Annotated in this window: 15 protein-coding genes; all 15 read right to left on the bottom strand. The window is 34.3% G+C overall.

Going from position 1 to position 21,603, the window contains the following annotated elements; translation table 11 throughout:
* Window positions 1–164: 164 nt before the first annotated feature.
* A complete protein-coding gene (gene rpoC, locus ACWPVO_RS07500) occupies window positions 165–3,752 on the bottom strand; it encodes a DNA-directed RNA polymerase subunit beta' (protein ID WP_005955722.1) in 3,588 nt (1,195 codons plus the stop codon).
* Window positions 3,753–3,788: 36 nt separating this feature from the next.
* Window positions 3,789–7,532 carry a DNA-directed RNA polymerase subunit beta gene (rpoB, locus tag ACWPVO_RS07495; protein ID WP_285044340.1) on the bottom strand — a complete coding sequence of 1,248 codons (3,744 nt, stop codon included), beginning with the start codon at window positions 7,530–7,532 and terminating at the stop codon, window positions 3,789–3,791.
* A gap of 155 nt (window positions 7,533–7,687) precedes the next feature.
* The gene (locus tag ACWPVO_RS07490; protein ID WP_412446822.1) at window positions 7,688–8,011 is read right to left on the bottom strand and encodes a DsrE family protein; all 324 of its coding nucleotides are present in this window, start codon (window positions 8,009–8,011) and stop codon (window positions 7,688–7,690) included.
* Window positions 8,012–8,081: 70 nt separating this feature from the next.
* The gene (gene murJ, locus ACWPVO_RS07485; RefSeq protein ID WP_454207559.1) at window positions 8,082–9,581 is read right to left on the bottom strand and encodes a murein biosynthesis integral membrane protein MurJ; all 1,500 of its coding nucleotides are present in this window, start codon (window positions 9,579–9,581) and stop codon (window positions 8,082–8,084) included.
* Window positions 9,582–9,674: 93 nt separating this feature from the next.
* Entirely contained in the window at window positions 9,675–10,883 is a 1,209-nt protein-coding gene (locus tag ACWPVO_RS07480; protein WP_454207557.1) for an ATP-binding protein, read from the bottom strand.
* A gap of 196 nt (window positions 10,884–11,079) precedes the next feature.
* Complete coding sequence (locus tag ACWPVO_RS07475; RefSeq protein ID WP_454207555.1) at window positions 11,080–11,337, bottom strand: hypothetical protein; 258 nt, start codon at window positions 11,335–11,337, stop codon at window positions 11,080–11,082.
* A gap of 18 nt (window positions 11,338–11,355) precedes the next feature.
* On the bottom strand, window positions 11,356–13,815 hold the full coding sequence (locus ACWPVO_RS07470; protein ID WP_454207553.1) for an FtsX-like permease family protein: 2,460 nt from the start codon (window positions 13,813–13,815) through the stop codon (window positions 11,356–11,358).
* Complete coding sequence (locus ACWPVO_RS07465; RefSeq protein ID WP_454207551.1) at window positions 13,808–14,488, bottom strand: ABC transporter ATP-binding protein; 681 nt, start codon at window positions 14,486–14,488, stop codon at window positions 13,808–13,810. The genes ACWPVO_RS07470 and ACWPVO_RS07465 overlap by 8 nt, the downstream gene beginning before the upstream one ends.
* A gap of 47 nt (window positions 14,489–14,535) precedes the next feature.
* Window positions 14,536–15,399: a sensor histidine kinase gene (locus ACWPVO_RS07460; protein ID WP_454207549.1), complete on the bottom strand. Its 864-nt coding sequence runs from the start codon at window positions 15,397–15,399 to the stop codon at window positions 14,536–14,538.
* On the bottom strand, window positions 15,399–16,046 hold the full coding sequence (locus ACWPVO_RS07455) for a response regulator transcription factor (RefSeq protein ID WP_454207547.1): 648 nt from the start codon (window positions 16,044–16,046) through the stop codon (window positions 15,399–15,401). Before ACWPVO_RS07455 ends, ACWPVO_RS07460 begins: the two co-directional genes overlap by 1 nt.
* Window positions 16,047–16,184: 138 nt before the next feature.
* The gene (locus tag ACWPVO_RS07450; protein WP_454207545.1) at window positions 16,185–16,598 is read right to left on the bottom strand and encodes a SixA phosphatase family protein; all 414 of its coding nucleotides are present in this window, start codon (window positions 16,596–16,598) and stop codon (window positions 16,185–16,187) included.
* Window positions 16,595–17,887: a phosphopyruvate hydratase gene (eno, locus tag ACWPVO_RS07445; protein ID WP_412428536.1), complete on the bottom strand. Its 1,293-nt coding sequence runs from the start codon at window positions 17,885–17,887 to the stop codon at window positions 16,595–16,597. The genes ACWPVO_RS07450 and eno overlap by 4 nt, the downstream gene beginning before the upstream one ends.
* 40 nt (window positions 17,888–17,927) lie before the next feature.
* Window positions 17,928–19,430 (bottom strand): 2,3-bisphosphoglycerate-independent phosphoglycerate mutase, encoded by a 1,503-nt coding sequence (gene gpmI, locus ACWPVO_RS07440; protein WP_454207542.1) that lies wholly within the window; start codon window positions 19,428–19,430, stop codon window positions 17,928–17,930.
* On the bottom strand, window positions 19,427–20,170 hold the full coding sequence (gene tpiA, locus ACWPVO_RS07435) for a triose-phosphate isomerase (protein WP_454207540.1): 744 nt from the start codon (window positions 20,168–20,170) through the stop codon (window positions 19,427–19,429). The genes gpmI and tpiA overlap by 4 nt, the downstream gene beginning before the upstream one ends.
* Window positions 20,167–21,351, bottom strand: a complete 1,185-nt coding sequence (locus tag ACWPVO_RS07430) for a phosphoglycerate kinase (protein ID WP_454207538.1) — start codon at window positions 21,349–21,351, stop codon at window positions 20,167–20,169. The genes tpiA and ACWPVO_RS07430 overlap by 4 nt, the downstream gene beginning before the upstream one ends.
* Window positions 21,352–21,603: the final 252 nt, after the last annotated feature.

The raw sequence follows: 21,603 nt of genomic DNA, 5'->3' as shown, positions 1-21,603 counted from the left end.
CTTAAAAGCTTATAAAAATTTTTCTACTTCTATGTAATGACAAGCTTTTAAATTCTTACTAACTTTCAATTAATTAGTGGCTTCTTAGCAGCAACAATATTATTTTAAAAATTTGCACAAAAAAAGTAGGCCTATCTCTAAGCCTACTTTCAATTTATAAAATTTTATTCTTCTTCAACTGTTTCAAGTTCAACTTTTATGTCATCAGTTGTGATAACTTCAGAGTCTTCTAGAATATTGTAATCTTCTCTTAGGCTTTCGTCGATTCCAATTTGAACCTTAGAATTAATACGAGCACCTGTACCTGCTGGTATAAGTTGTCCAATTATAATATTTTCCTTTAGACCTTCAAGCTTATCTTCCTTACCCTTGATTGCTGCATCAGTAAGAACTCTTGTAGTTTCTTGGAAAGATGCGGCTGATAAGAAGGATTCTGTTGCAAGGGAAGCCTTTGTGATACCAAGTAAGTTGATTTGACCAATTGCTGGTTCCTTACCCGCATCAATAGCTTCTTTGTTTGCTCTCTTGTAGTCAACAACATTTACAAGAGATCCTGGAAGTAAATCTGTGTCTCCTGCATCTTCTATCTTGCACTTTGATAGCATTTGTCTAACAATGATTTCAATGTGCTTGTCGTTGATGTCTACCCCTTGAAGCCTATAAACTCTTTGAACTTCTTTTACAATGTATTCTTGTACACCCTTTTCACCCTTAACACGTAGTAAGTCTTGTGGATATACAGAACCTTGTGTAAGTTCATCTCCTGCTTCAACTTCATCGCCTGCTTTAACCTTTAGTCTTGATCCATAAACGATGTTGTAGGAGTCTACTGTTCCATCTTCAGCTGTAATAAGAACTTCTCTCTTCTTGTTAGTTTCCTTAATGTCAACTACACCAGCACGTTCTGCAATAACTGCAAGACCCTTTGGCTTTCTAGCTTCGAAAAGTTCTTCAACTCTTGGAAGACCTTGAGTGATATCAGCAGCTGCCGCTACACCACCAGTGTGGAAAGTTCTCATTGTAAGTTGTGTACCTGGTTCACCAATTGATTGGGCAGCAATTACACCAACTGCTTCACCAATTCCAATGTGTGATCCTGTTGCAAGGTTTCTACCGTAGCAGTGGGCACAAACTCCAGTCTTACTCTTGCAGCCAAGGATTGATCTAACCTTAACTTCTTCTATTCCTAGAGATTCAATTAGGGCTGCGTCGTCATCAGAGATAGCTTCGTTAGCTCCAACAATTACTTCTCCAGTTTCTGGGTTAACTATATCTTCAAAGGAATATCTTCCTTCGATTCTATCTGCAAGAGATTCTATTAATTCTTTTCCATCTTTAAAGGCTCTAGCTACAAGATATTCATCTGTGCCACAGTCTTCTTCAGAGATAATAACTTGTTGTGAAACATCTACTAGTCTTCTTGTCAAGTAACCAGAGTCAGCAGTTCTTAGGGCTGTATCGGCAAGACCCTTTCTGGAACCGTGGGCTGACATGTAGAATTCAAGTACTGAAAGACCTTCTCTAAAGTTTGAAGTGATTGGAACTTCGATAGTTCTACCTGAAGGTGATGCCATAAGTCCACGCATACCTGCAAGTTGTCTGATTTGGTTCTTAGAACCTCTGGCTCCAGAGTCTGCCATGATGTAGATGTTGTTTAGGGCATCAAAGCCGTCCATTACATCATCAGTTAAATCATCTGTTGCCTTGTTCCAAATTTCAATTACCTTTTCATATCTTTCTTCATCAGAGATAAGACCCTTTCTAAAGGCTTTTTCGTACTTAGCTACTTCTTGTTCAGCTGCTGCTAAAATTTCTGGTTTAGAGTCAGGAATTTGTACGTCACCCATTGAAATTGAAATAGCTCCAATAGTTGAGTAGTGGTATCCTGTTGCCTTGATGTTATCAAGAAGTTCAGCAGTTTTTATATTTCCATGTTTTTTATAAGTTTTTTCAATTATTTTTCCAAGAAGTTTCTTGTCTACAACTTGGTCGATTTCAAGTGAATATTTATCTTCATCCCTGTTAACAAAACCAAGGTCTTGTGGGATAAACTCATTCATAATAAATCTACCAACAGTTGATGGGACAATTTTACCCCTCTTGTCATTTTCATCTGCATATCTTCTTACAGATACCTTTGATTGAAGGTGTAAGAATCCTGATTCATAAGCGTGGAACATTTCATCATAATTTCTATAAACTGATCCGTCTCCCTTTAGCTTATCTTCTCTCATAAGAGTTAGATAATATGAACCAAGAACCATATCTTGTGTAGGAGTAGTAATTGGCTTACCATCCTTTAGAGCCAAGATATTGTTAGTTGAAAGCATTAATAGTCTTGCTTCAGCTTGTGCTTCAGTTGATAGTGGTAAATGGACAGCCATTTGGTCACCATCGAAGTCGGCGTTATATGCTGTACAAGAAAGTGGATGAAGCTTAATAGCCTTTCCTTCTACAAGGATAGGTTCAAAGGCTTGGATACCAAGTCTGTGAAGTGTCGGTGCACGGTTAAGAAGAACTGGGTGATCTTTTATAACTTCTTCAAGTACATCCCAAACTTCTTCTTTTCCTCTTTCAACCATTCTCTTTGCAGATTTAATGTTGTAAGTTAGGCCTCTAGAAACAAGTTCCTTCATTACAAAAGGTTTAAATAGTTCTAGTGCCATATTCTTTGGAAGTCCACATTGGTAAAATTTAAGGTCTGGTCCAACTACGATTACAGAACGACCAGAGTAGTCAACTCTCTTACCAAGTAAGTTTTGACGGAAACGACCTTGCTTACCCTTTAACATTTCTGATAAAGATTTAAGTGGTCTGTTTCCAGGTCCAGTTACAGGTCTTCCACGTCTACCGTTGTCAATAAGAGCATCTACAGATTCTTGTAGCATTCTCTTTTCATTTCTAACGATAATGTCTGGAGCATTTATGTCCATTAACTTCTTAAGTCTGTTGTTTCTATTTACAATTCTTCTATATAAATCGTTTAAGTCACTTGTTGCAAATCTTCCACCATCAAGTTGTACCATTGGTCTTAGGTCTGGTGGTATAACAGGGATTGCATCAAGGATCATCCATTCAGGCTTGTTGTCTGATTGGATAAAGGCATCAATAACTTCTAGCCTTCTTGTGATTCTAATTTTCTTTTGTCCAGTTGCATCTTGGAGTTCTTCTGTTAGTTCATCATTTTCCTTTTGAAGGTCAACTTTTTCTAGAAGGTCTCTAATAGCTTCTGCACCCATCTTTGCAGTAAACTTGTCCCCATATTCTCTCTTGAATTCCCTATATTCGATTTCTGATAATAGTTGTTTTTCATAAAGAGTTGTTTCGCCTGGTTCAACATAAGTTACTACATAAGATGCAAAGTAAAGTACCTTTTCAAGGGCCCTAGGGCTCATGTCTAGTACAAGACCCATTCTTGAAGGGATTCCCTTGAAGTACCAAATGTGTGATACTGGAGCAGCAAGTTCAATATGACCCATTCTTTCACGACGAACCTTAGCCTTTGTGACTTCAACGCCACATTTTTCGCAGACTACTCCCTTGTATCTTACTCTTTTATATTTTCCACAGGAACATTCCCAGTCTTTAGTAGGTCCAAATATTTTTTCACAAAATAGACCTTCTTTTTCAGGCTTTAATGTCCTGTAATTTATAGTTTCCGGTTTTTTAACTTCTCCATAAGACCAAGATCTGATCTTTTGAGGTGAAGCTAGTCCAATTTTTATTGAATGGAATAATTCATGTTCGCTCAAGGAGCACTTCTCCTTTCATATTAATTAAAACAATAATTAATCTTCAGATTCATCGGATTCATCATCATCTTCATACTCGCCGTCTTCATCTTCGTAGAAGTGACTGTTTTCAAAAGACTCAACTTCATCAGTTGAAATTGTTCTGATTCCAATATTTGCAGTTCCAGTTTGTTCTATTAGTTCCTTTAATTCATCATCGTCTGACTTTGTATTATTATCATCGATGTTGTCAATCTTTGTTAGTTCATCTTCATCAACTTCAAGGTCAACTTCATTGCCCTTTTCATCAAGAACTTGAATTTCAAGAGCTAGTGCTTGAAGTTCTTTAATTAGAACCTTAAAGGATTCAGGAACTCCTGGTTGTGGAATGTTTTCACCCTTAACAATAGCTTCGTAAGTCTTAACACGACCAACAATGTCGTCAGACTTAACTGTAAGCATTTCTTGTAGAGTATGGCTGGCACCATATGCTTCAAGAGCCCAAACTTCCATTTCTCCAAATCTTTGTCCACCGAATTGTGCCTTACCTCCAAGAGGTTGTTGTGTAACAAGGGAGTAAGGTCCAGTAGAACGAGCGTGGATCTTTTCATCAACCAAGTGGTGAAGTTTCAACATATACATGTAACCAACTGTTACAGGGTGGTCGAATTCTTCTCCAGTTCTACCATCTCTTAGTTGAATTTTTCCATCTCTAGAATATCCAGCTTCTTCAAGTGTATCGAAAATATCATTTTCATTAGCACCATCAAATACTGGTGTGGCAACGTGCCATCCAAGTTTTTTGGCAGCAAGTCCCAAGTGAACTTCTAGTACTTGTCCAAGGTTCATACGAGAAGGAACCCCTAGTGGATTAAGAACAATTTGGATTGGTGTACCATCTGGCATGTAAGGCATGTCTTCCTTAGGCATAACCCTAGAAATAACACCCTTGTTACCGTGACGACCACACATCTTATCTCCAACTTGAATCTTTCTCTTTGTAGCAACAAAGACTCTTACCATTTCGTTAACGCCTGGCTGAAGTTCGTCTCCGTCAGACCTATTAAATGTCTTAACGTCAACAACAATTCCTTGTTCACCGTGAGGAAGTCTAAGGGAAGTATCTCTTACTTCTCTTGCCTTTTCGCCAAAGATTGAACGAAGAAGTCTTTCTTCTGCAGAAAGTTCAGTTTCTCCCTTTGGAGTTACCTTACCAACTAGGATATCTCCTGGTTTAACTTCCGCACCAATTCTTATAATACCTCTGTCGTCAAGATCCTTTAACATGTCTTCCCCAACATTAGGGATGTCTCTTGTAATCTCTTCAGGTCCAAGTTTTGTATCTCTTGCTTCTGATTCGTATTCTTCAATGTGAAGTGAAGTTAACACGTCGTCAATAACAAGTTCTTGACTTACAAGCATAGCGTCCTCGTAGTTATATCCTTCCCAGTTCATAAAGGCTATTAGGATATTTTTACCAAGAGCCATTTCACCTTGGTCTGTACTTGGTCCATCAGCAATGATTTCTCCTGCTTCTACAAGGTCGCCTTCCTTAACAATAGGTCTTTGATTGATTGTAGTTCCTTGGTTACCACCCATAAACTTGTGAAGTTTATAAGTGTCAATTCCCTTGTCAGATTCTCTTTCCACTTCAATGTGAACAGAGTCAACTTTTTTGATTTTACCCTTGTTCTTAGAAACAATTACAACACCAGAGTCCTTTGCTGCCCTGTATTCAATACCAGTTCCAACAACAGGAGCCTCAGTCTTTAATAGAGGTACTGCTTGACGCTGCATGTTAGCACCCATTAGGGCCCTGTTGGCGTCGTCGTTTTCCAAGAAAGGAATCATGGAAGTACCTACAGCAACAATTTGTTGAGGAGAAACGTCCATGTAGTTTACATCTTTAATGTCGAAAATATCGGCATTACCGCCATGACCTCTGGCAGCAATCCTATCTTCAACGAATCTATTATTTTCATCAAGTCTTTCGTCAGCTTGAGCAATGATTTGTTCGTACTCAACATCGGCAGTTAGATAATCTATTTGATCAGTTACAACTCCGTTAACAACCTTCCTATATGGAGTCTCAATAAAACCATAGTCGTTTATTCTTGCGTAAGTTGTAAGGGAAGTGATAAGTCCAATGTTTGGACCTTCTGGTGTCTCAATAGGACACATTCTTCCGTAATGTGAGTTATGGACGTCACGCACTTCAAATCCAGCCCTATCTCTGCTCAACCCACCAGGTCCTAGTGCAGATAACCTTCTCTTGTGAGTTAATTCTGATAGAGGATTATTTTGGTCCATAAATTGTGAAAGTTGTGAAGAGCCAAAGAATTCTTTTATGGCTGCTGTCACAGGTCTAATATTTATAAGTGATTGTGGAGTTGTTGCATCAACATCTTGTACAGTCATCCTTTCACGGATAACTCTTTCCATTCTTGAAATACCAATTCTAAATTGGTTTTGAAGAAGTTCTCCAACAGACCTAATTCTTCTGTTTCCAAGGTGGTCAATGTCGTCAACGGATCCCACGTTATTCATAAGTCCAAATTGATAGTTTATACCAGCGATAATATCGTCGATTAAAATATTTTTTGGAGATAATTCTTTATGAGCCTTTACTAGCTCTTCCTTAAACTTTTCTGTGTCTTCAGAATATTCTTCATAAAGTTCATCGAAAAGTGGTCTATAAACTTTTTCTTTAAAGCCAAGTTCTTCCATGTCGAAGTCTAGTTCATAGGCATCAACAAAAGTGAAGTTGTTACCAATTACTATTGTATTTTCACTTGCATGTTCATAGTTTTCATCAGTTTTTACTAGAACTTGGTTAACACCAGCTGCTTCAATCTTTTCAGCCTTTGCCCTGTTTAGTAGTTCGCCAGCTTCTGCTAAGATTTCCCCAGTCATTGGGTCAACTATGTCTTCAGCAGGAATATTACCTTCAAGTCTTGCAGAAATTCCAAGCTTCTTGTTGAATTTATATCTACCAACCTTAGCAAGGTCATATCTTCTGTCATCGAAGAACATATTCTCAAATAATGATTGAGCTGAATCAATAGTAGGTGGTTCACCTGGTCTTAATTTTTTATAAATTTCAAGTAAAGCTTCACTCTTATTAGTAGTAGTATCTTTTTCAAGTGTCTTTAATACAGCTTCACTTTCTCCAATTACGTCCATGATCTCTTGGTTAGATTCAACTCCAAGGGCTCTTAATAAGATAGTAATTGGAATTTTTCTTGTTCTATCAATTCTTACATTGATAACGCCTTGAGCATCAGTTTCAAATTCAAGCCAAGCTCCCCTATTTGGTATAAGTGTTGCCGAATAGATTTTCTTACCTGTCTTGTCTCTTTCTTCCTTATAGTATGCTCCTGGACTTCTTACAAGTTGTGAAACAACTACACGTTCTGCCCCATTTATTACAAATGTGCCAGTTGGTGTCATAAGTGGAAGATCGCCCATAAAGACTTCTTGTTCCTTAACTTCGCCCGTTTCACTGTTGATAAGTCTTACCTTTGCCTTTAATGGCGCAGAGTAATTTGTGTCTCTCTGTTTAGATTCGTCTATATCATATTTGATATCCTCAGATAAATGATAGTCAACAAATTCTAAAATTAAATTTCCAGAATAATCCTCGATAGGAGATACGTCATCAAAAACTTCTTTCAATCCTTCTTCAATCAACCATTTGTATGAAGAAGTCTGCACGTCAAGAAGATTTGGAAGTGACATAACTTCGTCTACACGAGAAAAACTCATTCTCTCACGTTTCCCATATTTAACAGGATGTACCATTAATTTTCTCACCCTAGCCTTTCAAATGAGTGTATCCAATTAGAGTCCAAATCACCACTCTAATTATTATTATGCAAATAGGTATTTTATCATTATTATTGACACTTTGCAAGTTATTTAAACAAAAAAATCCTGCCAAAAGGCAGAATTCTTTTTTAAAGTCTAATATAAGCGTAGCCTTCGTTTTGAAGTCTTACGATTTTTGTTATAACTAAATCTTCAACTTTGATTTCTGAAGGAATTAGTTCTGGTGTAAGTTTGTTTTCTTCTAAGGCTTTTTTACCGATTGTAATATTAACCTTAGGGTTTCCCATTACTCCATGGAAGTCAACTCCTGAATATCTGTTAAATAATGCAGCAGCTTTTGACATTGCAATTATTTCAACTTGGATGTCTTCAACGTTATCTAATAAGTCTCTTACGTTTGATATTACAGAAGACCATTTGTCTTGTTCTACTACGTGAAAAATTACCTTCATATTTATCACTCCTTATTAGTTAACATTTTACACTAATAAAGAGAAAAAGGAAAGCTTATCGAAAAATTTCCTACTTTTTAAAAACTAACTTTAATATTTCTCTAACTTCATCAACCCTTAAAAGGATAAGGAGGATAAGATAAATCCCACCAGCTACTATTATAGAAAGAAGAAGAGATAAGTTTATGCTTAAACTTCTTGTAAGAACTTCATAAACCAATCTTGATCCAAGGGCCATAGCTAGGGAAGCAATTGTGATTTTTATTAAGTTCATCAAAAGTTTTTTGTCAAATACATTTCCAATTAATCTAATTGATGAAAAATACATTGCAAGAGCTCCCACAATAAAAGAAATTGAAGTTGCAAGAGCAATTCCCCTTATGCCCATGAGCTTTGAAAAAAGTAGTGCAAGGGCTACATTTATTCCAAGTATAATTACTGAATTATAAACAGGAGTCTTGTTGTCGCCTAGGGAATAAAAAGCTCTCGAAATAATTTCACGAACTCCAATACCAATTACACCAAAGGCAAAGAGAGATAAAACTGTGGCAGTTATCTTTGCATCTTCAACAGAAAATTCTCCCCCAACGAATAAAAGATTTACAATTGGGAAGGAAAAAACATAAAGTCCAAAGGCTGCAGGCACAACTAAGATTATCATGCTGGAAAGTCCTTCAGATAAGGAGGACTTTAAGTTAACTAAGTCCTTTTTGGATCCAAACTTGGCAAGCTTAGGATAAGTTGCAGTGATTATTGAAGTTACAACAATTCCTGTTACAAAACTTTGAAGCTTGTAGGAGTAATTTAAAATTGATATCCCACCGGCATAGGCGCCCGATGCAATGGATCTTGAAATCATAAAGTTTATCTCAATAGCAGAAGTTGAAATCAAAATTGGAATAATAGAAGTAAATAACTTCTTCATGTCCCCATTAAAATCAATTGTTAAGGAATGTTTGTAGCCAAGCTTCTTAATTGGTCTAATAAAAATCCCATATTGAAGGACAAAGGCAAGAAAAATTCCCACTGCAAGATAATTTATTCCCATCTTGTAGGCAAGTCCCATAGAAATAATAATTATAATATTCATAATAATTGAGTGAAGGACAGAAATTACAAACTTTTCATGAATTTGTAAGTAGGCCTTATAAATAGAACTCACTGCAGTGACAGCAATTGATAGCATGGCAACTCTTGATACAAAAATTGCTAGCTCAAGCTTTTCTCCAGAGAAGCCTTCAGCCATTAACTTAACAAGAGGTCTTGCGAAAATAATAGAAATAATGGTAACAATGGCAAAGGCAATAAAAATTATGTTTGATAAATTAGCAGTGAACTTATCAGCAAATTTTTTGTCCTCCCTCTCCCTTATGGAGTCGTACATGGGTATGTAACCATTGGCAACGGCACCACTAATGACATTTGTAAAGGTCATGGGAAGTTGGAAGGCAATTAAAAATATATCTGCCACCATGCCAACACCAAAGAAGTAGGCAAGGGCCTTCTCCCTCAAGAGTCCAAAAACTTTTGAAAGGATTGTAATTATCATAAGTATATAAGAAGTCTTCATTTTTTCTCCTTTAAATAAAAAAACTTGGGTTAAACCCCAAGTAATTATATAGTTATTTAATTTTATTTACAAGCTCACTTCTATTATGAAAAATTATTTCTCACCTTCCAATAAGAAATCAATTATGTTTTTGTGAATTATGCCTTTTTGCGAAAAATCGAGTTTATCCATGGAAAGAACATACTTTGGATAATTGTCTTTTATTAAATCATAAACTCCAAACTCCCTTTCCCTTGTTTTTTCATTTTCCATTAGGTATGAAATTTGAAAATAAGAAATGATCTCTCCTCTTTTTGCCACAAAATCAATTTCTCTATCCTTTACTTTTCCAATTTTCACATCATATCCTCGTGAGATAAGTTCAATATAGACGATATTTTCTAAAGTTTTTTCAATATCTTTTAAGTTGGAAAATCCCATGGACTGTCTAAAACCATGGTCCGTCAAATAATATTTTTCATCTACCTTTAAGAGTTTTTTGCCTTCTAGATCAAATCTTGGAACTTTTTTTAAGACAAAGGCTCTATTGCAATATTCCAAATAATTTAAAACAGTATCTACAGAAATATTTCGATTTTCGCTCTTTAAATAATTTTTTATGGCACTAGCAGAAAAAGTCGCACCAATATTTTGCATTACGAAGCTGAGAATCCTATTAAATATATCAACATCTCTTATATTGTTGTAGTTCAAAACATCTTTCACGAGGACTGTGTTATAAATATCATTTAAATATTTTTGAGAAACCTCTTCTTCAAGCTTGAAATATTTTAAACCAGGCATACCACCAATTTTTATAAATTTTTGAAATAATTCATCTCGGCTTAAATTTAATTTATTATTAATTTGAGAAAACTCGTCAAAGGTAAAGGGTTGGATCTCAAATTCAACATATCTACCTGCAAGAAGTGTTGCCAAGTCACCAGAAATTAGTTTTGAATTGGACCCAGTAATATAAATGTCTGAATCAAAGCTAACCCTTAAAGCATTTATGACCTTCTCCCAATCTTTAACTAATTGAATTTCATCAAAGAAAAAATAGATTTTCCCCTTTTTGTCCTTCAACTTTTCATTTAAGTAATTTTTTAATATTGCTGCATCCTTGATTTCAAAAAATTCAAAGGATTCAAAGTTCATATAAATTTTATTTTCCTCATTAACATCCTTCAAGACATCATTTTTTATAGTTTTTAAAATAGTAGATTTACCAACACGCCTCATGCCAGTCAAAATCTTTACAATAGGCTTATCAATAAAACTTTTTATTTTCTCTATATATTTTGCTCTAAAAATATAATCCATTTGAATTCCTCCATTCATTTCGAGTATACTCGTAATGCAAATAATTTTCAAGCATATTTCGATTATACTCGAAATTATTAAATATTTTTTATTTATTTCTAGTATAATCGAAAGTTTTGTTTTTTTTATTATAGCTTATAAGATTAATTACTACACAAATAAAAAAGCCCTGAGTCTATACTCAAAGCTTGTGACTTTATATGAAACTATTAATGAACATAAAGAGGGGAAAAATTATAATTAACAAAAAATTTAGGACTCCAAACAAAACTGACCTCTCTTTAACTGCGAAGATAAGACCAATAAGTCCTATAATCCTACAGATAAATAAACTTGTAAGTCCAGTTGGTCTTAAGTTTGTAAAATTTTCAAAAAGATCTACTGGCAGCAAATAAGAAATTATAAAAACTCCTATGCCAATAAAAAATAAATACTTGCTAATACTTTTTCTCATGATTACCTCCTAGTCAAATCATCTTATCAAATCAATGGGGTCAATCTTTAAAATATTTTGTAAACTTATCTTATAAATTAAAATATTTATTCCATAAATCAAAATCCCAAAAGCAAGGAAATATTTATATTCAAAATAAGACAATAAAATTTTTATATCCATTGTTGGTGAAATTTTTGCAATTATAAATAAAGCAGCAAAACTTACTGTTAAAACTATTGCCAGAGATTTTATTTCCTCGAATATAAAATCCTTTATAAATTTATTTTTTAGTTCTTCCTCATCTATTCCACAAGACATTAATGATCCAATTTCTTTTTTTCTAGCCATTAAACTTAAATTAATAGAAGAATATCCATTAGTTATATTTAAAATAAAAATTATGCTTGCAATAGAAATTATCATAAGGCCAAAACCTTTTACATCTTTCATGCGATTTGCCTCTACATCTTTACTTGTAGTTAAATTATAAGTTTCATTATAGGCAATGGAAGAATCTAATCTCTCTTTAACTTCATTCTTTATATCGTCTAACTTATTTTCATCAACTTGCATTGAAAGTTCATAGGTGTTTCTTCTCAAGTCATTATTATTTTTTAAATAGTATTTATTCCATTCATCTAAGAGTTTAAGGTATGTGTTAAAGTCAACATATAAATACACATAGAAAGGTAGCCTTCTTTGCCTAAAGTCCTTTGTGTCATCAATTAGTTTATCTACTTTTATTGAATAATTATAATTTTCCTCTTCTGTTATAGAGTAATTTAAACTACTTATATTTTTAAAATATTTTGTTGTTTCTGATCCATCAATGGGTGCATTTGGATTTACTTGGACCCTATTTAATAGCAAAACTTCTCCCTTTTTGCCTCCTATCTTTTCAAAAGTTTGATCATCTAAAGCCGTTATAATTCCATCTAGATAAAAATTTTCGCCACTATCATAATATTTTCGCATTTTGTCATCTAAATTAAGAAACCTAAACTCATCTGAATAATTTTGCTCCTTACTAAGAGAAATATATTTTTCAGTTGAAAGAAAGGCTCTGTCATTTTCTGTAGTCTTCATTATATCTTTTAATACATTAGGAACTTCAGCTTCATTTGAATCGATTAGTATATTTATATTCGTATTATAAATGAAAGTATTCTTCACCCTATTGTACTTTGCCATAGAGAAAACTATCAAAAAAATTGAGACAATTATCATTCCAATTGCAGAAATATATCTCTGAGAAGAAATAGTTTTTAAATTATTTATCTTTAATTCTTTCCAAATATCTTTATTCCTCTTTAATTTTATATTTTTGTCATTAAAGTTGCCCTTTATACCATCAATTATATTTATCTTTGCAATTTTTTTCGCTGGAGAAAATATTGCTATGAAAATTATAAAAAAGCAAATTAATAAAACTATGAGGGAAAGCTTTGGCGAAAATTCTATAAACTCAAATTTTTCTTCTTTCTCAACAATTTTTTGAAGGCCAAGATAGAGGAGGTTGATTCCTCCATATCCGAAAATATGTCCTAAAATTATTGGTAAAAGTGAAATTTTTAATCCATCTTTTAAAAGCAATTTATAAATTTGATAATCTGTTGAGCCAATGGATTTGTACATTGAAACTTCTCTTATCTTTCTTAGTCCCCAAACTGTAAAAATATTTTTTACAAAAAATATAAAAATAAGGATTGTAACAAAAATTAAAAGAGTGTCTACAATCACCTGCCTATTTTGTTGTAAAAGACTTCCATCAACATTATAGTAATCTTTCATTATTTCGCTAAATTCTAGTTCTACTTTATCTTTATTCAAGGCAAATGCAAGATCTTTTTCTAAATTCTCTTTATTATTGTAGGCTTTTCTAAAATTATTAAATCTTACAAAGCTATTAGTTTTTGCATTCTTTCCTATGACAGTAGAAGCATAAAAAATCTTCATATTCTCATTGTAAAGATTTTTTGTGAGACCACTTATTACATATTCTTTGCTATCTTTTCTTATAAATTCTTCATCTTTAGTAACACTTGAAACTGGCTTTATAAGCTTTCCATCAACCAATCTATTTCCAAACTCTACTTTTACCTTATCGCCAATTTTTAAGTTTTCTTTTTCTGCAAGACTTTTTGGTATAGTAATTTCATTATCTTTTGCAGCAAAGCTTCCCTCTTTTAATATACTATCTTCTAACATCTTGTTGAAACCCTGGTCTGTGTAATTTACCACTAAGACATTTTGAGATAGCTTGGCAGAATTATTTTCTACTGCAACTTCTCCCACTTCTTTAATATTCTTTATTTCCTTTAGTTTACTTGAGTCACCCGAAACTGTATCAGGCATAATTTTAGCATCATAAATGGATCTGTTCCTAAAATATTCATAATCGAACTTATTATTAACATATCCAAAGTAAACACAAAATGTAAAGAAAATTGCAGTTATAAAAAGTGAAAGTGAGATTGAGAGATTTTTCTTATTCATTCTTCTCATCTCCCACTACTTTCCCATCAACAATTGTTATTACCCTTTCTGCCTCTAGGGCTATGGACTCGTCATGGGTTATTACAATAATTGTCTGTTTTAAAGTCCTGTTAAAATATTTTAAAATTTCAATTATTTCTCTTGAATTTTCCCTGTCTAGGTTTCCTGTTGGTTCATCGGCAAGTACAAGTGACGGAGAATAGACAAGACTCCTTGCTATGGCAACCCTTTGTTGCTGGCCACCTGATAATTCACTTGGAAAAGAATCCAACTTATTTTCTATGCCAAGTTTTCTAACAATATCCAATAGGGCTTCATCATTAATTTTTCTCTTATCAAGCTTTAGGGGCAACTCAATGTTATGCCTAACTGTTAAGTTGGGGATTAAATTATAAAATTGATAAATTAATCCTACTTTTCTTCTCCTAAAAAGTGCTAATTCTTTTGATGTATATTTTGAGATATCATTGCCGTCTATAAATATTTTCCCAGAACTTGGATTGTCCACACCACCCAACAAGTGAAGAAGGGTTGACTTGCCTGATCCACTTGGTCCAACAATTGCAATAAATTCTCCTTTTTCTATTTTTAAATTAACATCATCAATGGCTCTTACAAGATTTTCTCCACTTCCATAAGTTTTTGATAAATTTTCAACTCTAACAATTTCCATATGTACCTCCCTTTATTTGTCTAAATAATAAAGGGTTAAAATGACTTTTAAGTGACATTGTAAAATTTAATTTTAAAAATCGCACCATCCTTACCATTTTTTACAGATATAGCTCCATTGTTCGCCTCAACAATAGATTTTGCCATGGCAAGGCCAATGCCAAAGCCCTTAGAGTCAGGACTCTTGTAAAATCTTTCAAATATTTTTTTGAGGTTTTCTTCTTTAATACCTCCACCATCATCTTCAATTATTATCTCTGTGTAAATTGGATTTTTATTCGTAGAAATTTTAATTTTTGTAAGGCCATCAAGGCTTAGGGCATTCTTTATAATATTTATTAGGGCTTCTGAGATCCAATAGTAATCGACTTTTATCTCATAATCCTCGTAGTCACAAATAACTTTTACCTTTTTCTCATCAATTGATTTCCTCAAAATATCCAAAACATAGTCAAGTATTTCTGAAATAAAAACCTCTCTCTTCTCCATCTTGTCTATATTCGCATCAAGACTAGAAAGCTTTAACAAAATATCAGCAAGAGAGTTAAGCCTTTCAAGTTGAAGCTCAAGCCCTTCAATCTCTTTTTTATTATCTTCAGTCTTATCAATTGTTTCCAAGTCAAAAAACATTGAAGTGATTGGAGTTTTTATTTGATGGGCAATATCTTCTAGGTTTTGAGTTTGCTTTTTTGAATTTTTCTCCACTAATTCTCTAGCTTCAACAAGTTCTATAAAAATTTTATAAATCTTGTCTTCCAGTATTGAAAAGTCATCTTGGACCATGGGAATGGAATAGTTCTTTTCTCCCAACCTATCTATAAGATTTTCCAACTCCTCAATTCTTTTCTTTTGTCTTTTCTTTAAAAAATAATATAATGCCAATAAGCTCACAGGGTAAAATAAATAAATCATCAGTCCATCCTATAACCTATTCCACGAATTGTCTTAATAATATCTCTGTCACTTTTATCTCTTATTCTTTTAACAGTAGCAGTAAGTGTATTATCGTTGACAAACTTCTCTCGCCTATCCCAAAATCTTTCCAGTAAAAAGTCCCTAGTAAAAATTCTATTGGGATTATTTATAAATAATTTCATCACTTGAAATTCTAATGACGTTAAATCTAGTTTTTTATCTTTATAATAAAAGCTTCCTTCCCTATTATTTAGGGTCAGGTCCTTAAAGTTAATAAAATCATCTTTAACAAGAGCCGTCCTAAGAGTTTTATCTATTCTCGCTCTTAAGATTGAGAGCTTAAAGGGTTTTGTAATGTAATCGTCGGCTCCACTGTCTAGGGCCTTAACAATAAATTTCTCATCGTTTTTTACTGTTGTGATTATTACCCTAACATTATTTTCTCTCAAAGTATTCATCAAGTTGATTCCATCTCTATCAGGTAAATTTATGTCTAATATTGCCAAGTCAAAAGAATTATTTATTTTTATCTTTGCTTCTTCAAAACTTTTACAAGTTTCTACTTTAAAATCATTTTTTGACAAGTAAGACTCAATACCACTTGATAAAATTTCATCGTCTTCTATTAAAATTATTTTTTTCATTTAATCACCTAACACTATCTTGTAAACAAATTCTATCACACTTTGGTTTTTAAAAGAATTCTTAATCATTTTGGATTCTTTTAGATCTTCACATGAAAAAAGCACCAGCTTTTGCCAGTGCTTGTGATTTTAAAAATTTTATTCTGCAAAGTCCTGAGGATTGATTTCAACAAAATTTATGCTGCCCCTTGAGATAATTTTCATCTCGCCAGTTAGTTGGTAAATCCAATTTGATATAAAGGGTTCGTGAGATACCAAGATATAGTTTCCATCTTGGTCTAAAGTTTTTAATATATCTCTTATCCTTCCACCTGCAAGATAGTCCTTGACTTCAAAATCAGAATCTAAGTGTTTTGCCAAAATCTCTGCAGTTTCTTTTGCCCTTTCCAGAGGTGAAGAGTAAATCTTGTAGGACCTCTTGTCCTCTAACCTATTGGCAAAGGCTTTAAAGGAATTTTCTAACTTAACCCTTCCTATTGTTGTCAACTTTCTCTTGAAGTCATCATCAGCATAAATTTCTGCTTCACCATGTCTTATAAAGTAAATTTTCATTTTCTATCAATGTTATAGAAAGCAGCAAAGCCTGGATAAATTGCTAAGTCGCCTAGTTCGTCTTCAATTCTTAGAAGCTCGTTGTATTTTGCAACTCTTTCAGATCTTGCTGGTGCTCCAGTTTTTATAAAGCCAGCGTTAGTTGCAACTGCAAGGTCTGCTATTGTTGAGTCTTCACTTTCTCCTGATCTGTGAGAAATTATTGCAGTGTAGTTGTGTCTCTTTGCAAGTTCTATGGAGTCAAGAGTTTCTGTGATTGTTCCAATTTGATTTAGTTTAATTAAGATTGAGTTTGCAGATTCCTTTTCAATCCCTTCTTGAAGTCTCTTTGTATTTGTTACGAAGAAGTCGTCGCCAACTAATTGAACTTTGTCTCCAATTAAATCTGTAAGGTGCTTCCAACCTTCCCAGTCGTCTTCGTCAAGTCCATCTTCTATAGAATAAATTGGGTATTCATTTACTAATTCTTCATAGAATTTTGAAAGTTCTTCTGATGTGAACTCACGACCTTCTCCTGCAAGTATATATTTTTTCTTGTCCTTGTCATAAAATTCTGAAGCTGCAGCATCAATTGCAAGTACAATATCCTTGCCTGCTTGATAGCCTGCTGCCTTTACAGCGTCAAGGATGCAATCAAAGGCTTTTTTGTTGGACTCAAGATTTGGTGCAAAGCCACCTTCGTCGCCAACACCAGTTGAAAGTCCCTTGTCCTTTAAAACTTTTTTAAGTGCGTGATAAACTTCTGCTCCCATCCTAAGAGCTTCTTTAAAAGTTTTTGCTCCTATTGGCATTATCATAAATTCTTGAATGTCTACGTTGTTGTCAGCGTGTTCGCCACCATTGATTATATTCATCATTGGGATTGGCATAGTCTTTGCATTCACTCCACCAAGGTATTGGTAAAGTGGAAGCCCAGCTTCATTTGCTGCTGCTCTCGCAACTGCTATTGATACTCCAAGGATTGCATTGGCTCCAAGATTTCCCTTGTTTTCACTTCCATCAAGTTCAATAAGCATCTTGTCAATGCCAAGTTGGTCAAAGCAATCAAAGCAAATTAATTCTTCAGCAATTTTTTCATTTACATTTTCAACTGCCTTTTCAACTCCCTTGCCATTGTATCTTTCTTCTCCGTCACGAAGTTCTACAGCTTCGTGGATACCAGTTGATGCACCACTTGGCACAATTGCAGAACCAAAGCCGCCATTAAGTGTTCCAACTTCTACTTCAACTGTTGGGTTTCCCCTTGAATCAAGGACTTCTCTCGCATAAACGTAATCAATTAAACTCATAATTCCTCCTAAATTTAAAATAAATTTCTAGTAAATTCTATTAAAACAAAGACTTGCCAGTCATAAGTTCTGGCTGATCTAGTCCCATAATTTTTAAAATTGTTGGCGACAAGTCGCAAAGGGCTCCACCTGATCTTAATTCTTCATCCCTATTAAATAAAAATAGGGGAACAAGATTTGTGCTGTGGCTTGTGACAACATTGCCTTCGTCATCAATCATGTATTCACAGTTTCCATGGTCTGCAGTGATTATTGCTGCCCCATCCTTTTCTTTTAAGACCTTTAAAATTCTTCCAAGGTCATGGTCCACAGTTTCAACTGCCTTTATAGCTGCCTGCAAGTCGCCAGTGTGACCAACCATGTCTGGGTTTGCAAAGTTTAAAATTATTAGGCCATACTTGTTCTTTTCCAAACTTTCAATTACCTTATCTGTAACTTCATTGGCAGACATTTCTGGCTTCAGGTCGTAGGTTGCAACCTTTGGAGATGGAACTAAAATTCTGTCCTCGCCTTCAAAGGGCTTTTCACGTCCACCGTTAAAGAAAAATGTAACGTGGGCATATTTTTCTGTCTCTGCAATCCTAAGTTGCTTGATTTTATTTTTTTCAAGAACTTCTCCCAGGGTATCCTTTGGTATCTCGTCCTTAAAGGCAACAAATTTATTTTTTATTTCCTTGTCATACTCTGTCATTGTAACAAGGACTGTATTAATTTTTTCTCTTTCAAAACCTGCGAAGTCATCATCAACAAGGGCTCTTGTAATTTGTCTAACCCTGTCTGGTCTAAAGTTAAAGATAATTACTGAATCCTTATCTTTGATTTCAGAATCCTTTACAAATTTGGCAGGTTCTAAAAATTCATCTGTAACATCTTTGTCGTAAGATGACTTTATATAAGAAAGAATGTCTTCTTCAGTGAAGTCCACATCACTTACTAGGTTATCGTAGTATTTTTTAGTTCTTTCCCACCTCTTGTCACGATCCATGGCATAGTACCTGCCAGAAATTGTGGCAATTTTTCCATTTCCAACTTTTTCGATTTCTTCTTGGAGTTCTTTTATATCATCAAGGGCTGCGTGAGGTGAAACGTCACGTCCATCAGTAATTACATGGATGTAAGTTTTTTCAATTCCCTCTTCCTTCATGAGTTCTATTAGGGCCTTTAAGTGGTCAAGGTGTGAGTGAACTCCTCCCTTAGACACAAGTCCAATGAGGTGAAGGCTTGAATTATTTTCTTTGGCATTGTCTATTGCCCTTTTAAATTCAGGATTCTTAAAAAATTCTCCTGACTTAATTGACTCAGTAATCTTTGTCAAGTTTTGATAAATAACTCTACCTGCTCCAATATTTAAGTGACCAACTTCAGAATTTCCCATTTGTCCATGAGGTAGGCCAACATATTCTTCGCTGGCATAAATTTCTGTGTGAGGCGAAGTCTTGTAAAGCCCATCAAGAACTGGAGTCTTTGCAAGCTTAACTGCGTTTCCTACTTCGCTTTCATTTATTCCAAATCCATCTAGGATTATTAACATTGTTGGCTTCATAGACTTTCACCAGCTTTTATAATTTCAATAAAGTCACTAGTCTTTAAGCTTGCTCCACCAACTAGGACCCCATCAATATTTCCCTTGGATAAAATTTCTCCCGCATTTGATGGCTTAACAGATCCACCGTAAAGGATTCTTGTTTTTTGAGAAACTTCTCCGTATTTTTCATCTATTATATTTCTTATTTCCCTGCACATCTTCTCTGCATCTTCTGATGAGCAGGTTTTTCCAGTCCCAATTGCCCAAATAGGTTCGTAGGCAATAGTAACCTTCTCTATATTTTTAACTCCATCAAGAGAATTTAAAAGTTCTTCTCTAACAAAGTCAACTTCCCTGCCTTCCTCTTTTATTTCAAGAGATTCTCCTAGACAAAGAATTACTGACAAATCATCTTCAAGAGCTTTTTTTACCTTGGCATTTATGATTTCATCATTTTCCAAAAACTTTTCACGTCTTTCAGAGTGACCGATGATTACATCATCTACACCAATATCTTTTAACATTGAAGTTGAAACTTCGCCAGTGTAGGCCCCCTCATCAAACTGAGACACATTTTGTCCAGCAACTTTTATTTCATCTTTCAAGTTTTTTCTCAAACTTTCTAGAGTTACAAAAGATGGTGCAAGAAGGGCATCAACCTTATTAAATTCAAATTTATTTATTTCTTTTGAAAATTCAAGGGCCTCAGAAGAAGTCTTATTCATCTTCCAATTTCCACAAATATATTTTTTTCTCATGCTTCTTCAACTGCCTCGATACCAGGAAGCTTCTTTCCTTCAAGCATTTCAAGACTTGCTCCACCACCAGTTGAGATGTGAGTTAGCTTGTCTGCCACTCCTGCCTTTTCAACAGCAGCAACAGAGTCTCCACCACCAACAATTACTGTGGCATCAAGCTTAGCCAAGATTTTTGCAAGTTCAATAGTTCCGTGAGAGAATTCTTCAATTTCAAAAACTCCACAAGGTCCATTTAAGACTACAGTCTTTGCCTTAGAAAGAGAACCTTCAATGTCCTTTAGACTTTCTTTTCCAATGTCGAGGATCATGTCATCTTGACCAACATCTTCCACTTTTTTTAAAGTTCCCTTGGCATTATCAGATAATTCTGGAGCAACGATTACGTCCTTTGGAAGAATTATTTCAACATGATTTTCTGCTGCCTTTGCCATAATTTCTCTCGCAAGGTCTAACTTGTCATCTTCTACAAGAGATTTTCCAACTTCAAGTCCCTTGGACTTTAAGAAAGTATTTGACATGGCACCAACAATTACTAGGACGTCAACTTTTTCTAGCAGGTTTTCTATTACCCCAATCTTGTCAGAAACCTTTGACCCGCCAAGAATTGCTGCAAAAGGCTTTTCTGGATTCCTTAGGGCATCTTCAAAGTATTTAATTTCCTTTTCAACTAATAGACCTGCACATGATGGTAGGAATTCTGTCACACCAACATTTGATGCGTGGGCCCTGTGAGCAGTTCCAAAGGCATCATTCACAAAGATATCGCCAAGTGATGCAAGTTTCTTTGCAAAGTCCTTGTCGTTCTTTTCTTCGCCCTTAACAAATCTCAAGTTTTCAAGAAGGGCGACCTCGCCTTTTTTTAGTTCCTTAACTTGACTAATAACTTCCTCATCAACAACTTCCTTTGATGGGATAAACTTAACATCCTTCTTTAAAAGTTCTGAAGCTCTCTTAGCAACGGGAGCAAGAGAAAACTCTTCCTTATACTCTCCCTTAGGTCTACCAAGGTGACTCATTAATACAACTTTAGCTCCATTTTCTACTAAATAATCAATAGTTGGGATGGCCTTAACAATTCTATCGTCGCCAGTAACCTTGCCATCCTTTAGGGGAACATTAAAGTCAACCCTAACAAGGGCAGTTTTATCATTAAAATCAAAATCTCTAATAGTTTTTTTCACATTACACCTCTTATTTTCCGATTTATTCTGTCAATTTATCATTTAAATTATACCATAAATTGTTGAGAGTTGAAGTTCCACAGAAGCTTTATGAATATAAATAAAAATATAATTTTTCTTAAGTCATAAGCTATTAAAAAGTAATAAGTTTTTATTAAGCTATAAGTTTTTATGAACTTGCAAACTTTTATTAAGTCGCAAACTTCTACTAACCTGTAAATTATTATTAGCTTGTAAACTTTTATCGAGTCC

The organism is Peptoniphilus sp. Marseille-Q6390 (genome assembly GCF_965119475.1).
The sequence above is the reverse complement of the archived record's forward strand: the minus strand, read 5'-3'. Positions and strand labels throughout refer to the sequence as shown.

Excerpts from the sequence above, each read along its gene's own strand:
- rpoB (WP_285044340.1), bottom strand. The coding sequence starts at position 7,532 with ATGGTACATCCTGTTAAATATGGGAAACGTGAGAGAATGAGTTTTTCT.
- ACWPVO_RS07490 (WP_412446822.1), bottom strand. The coding sequence starts at position 8,011 with ATGAAGGTAATTTTTCACGTAGTAGAACAAGACAAATGGTCTTCTGTA.
- murJ (WP_454207559.1), bottom strand. The coding sequence starts at position 9,581 with ATGAAGACTTCTTATATACTTATGATAATTACAATCCTTTCAAAAGTT.
- ACWPVO_RS07480 (WP_454207557.1), bottom strand. The coding sequence starts at position 10,883 with ATGGATTATATTTTTAGAGCAAAATATATAGAGAAAATAAAAAGTTTT.
- ACWPVO_RS07475 (WP_454207555.1), bottom strand. The coding sequence starts at position 11,337 with ATGAGAAAAAGTATTAGCAAGTATTTATTTTTTATTGGCATAGGAGTT.
- ACWPVO_RS07470 (WP_454207553.1), bottom strand. The coding sequence starts at position 13,815 with ATGAATAAGAAAAATCTCTCAATCTCACTTTCACTTTTTATAACTGCA.
- ACWPVO_RS07465 (WP_454207551.1), bottom strand. The coding sequence starts at position 14,488 with ATGGAAATTGTTAGAGTTGAAAATTTATCAAAAACTTATGGAAGTGGA.
- ACWPVO_RS07460 (WP_454207549.1), bottom strand. The coding sequence starts at position 15,399 with ATGATTTATTTATTTTACCCTGTGAGCTTATTGGCATTATATTATTTT.
- ACWPVO_RS07455 (WP_454207547.1), bottom strand. The coding sequence starts at position 16,046 with ATGAAAAAAATAATTTTAATAGAAGACGATGAAATTTTATCAAGTGGT.
- ACWPVO_RS07450 (WP_454207545.1), bottom strand. The coding sequence starts at position 16,598 with ATGAAAATTTACTTTATAAGACATGGTGAAGCAGAAATTTATGCTGAT.
- eno (WP_412428536.1), bottom strand. The coding sequence starts at position 17,887 with ATGAGTTTAATTGATTACGTTTATGCGAGAGAAGTCCTTGATTCAAGG.
- gpmI (WP_454207542.1), bottom strand. The coding sequence starts at position 19,430 with ATGAAGCCAACAATGTTAATAATCCTAGATGGATTTGGAATAAATGAA.
- tpiA (WP_454207540.1), bottom strand. The coding sequence starts at position 20,170 with ATGAGAAAAAAATATATTTGTGGAAATTGGAAGATGAATAAGACTTCT.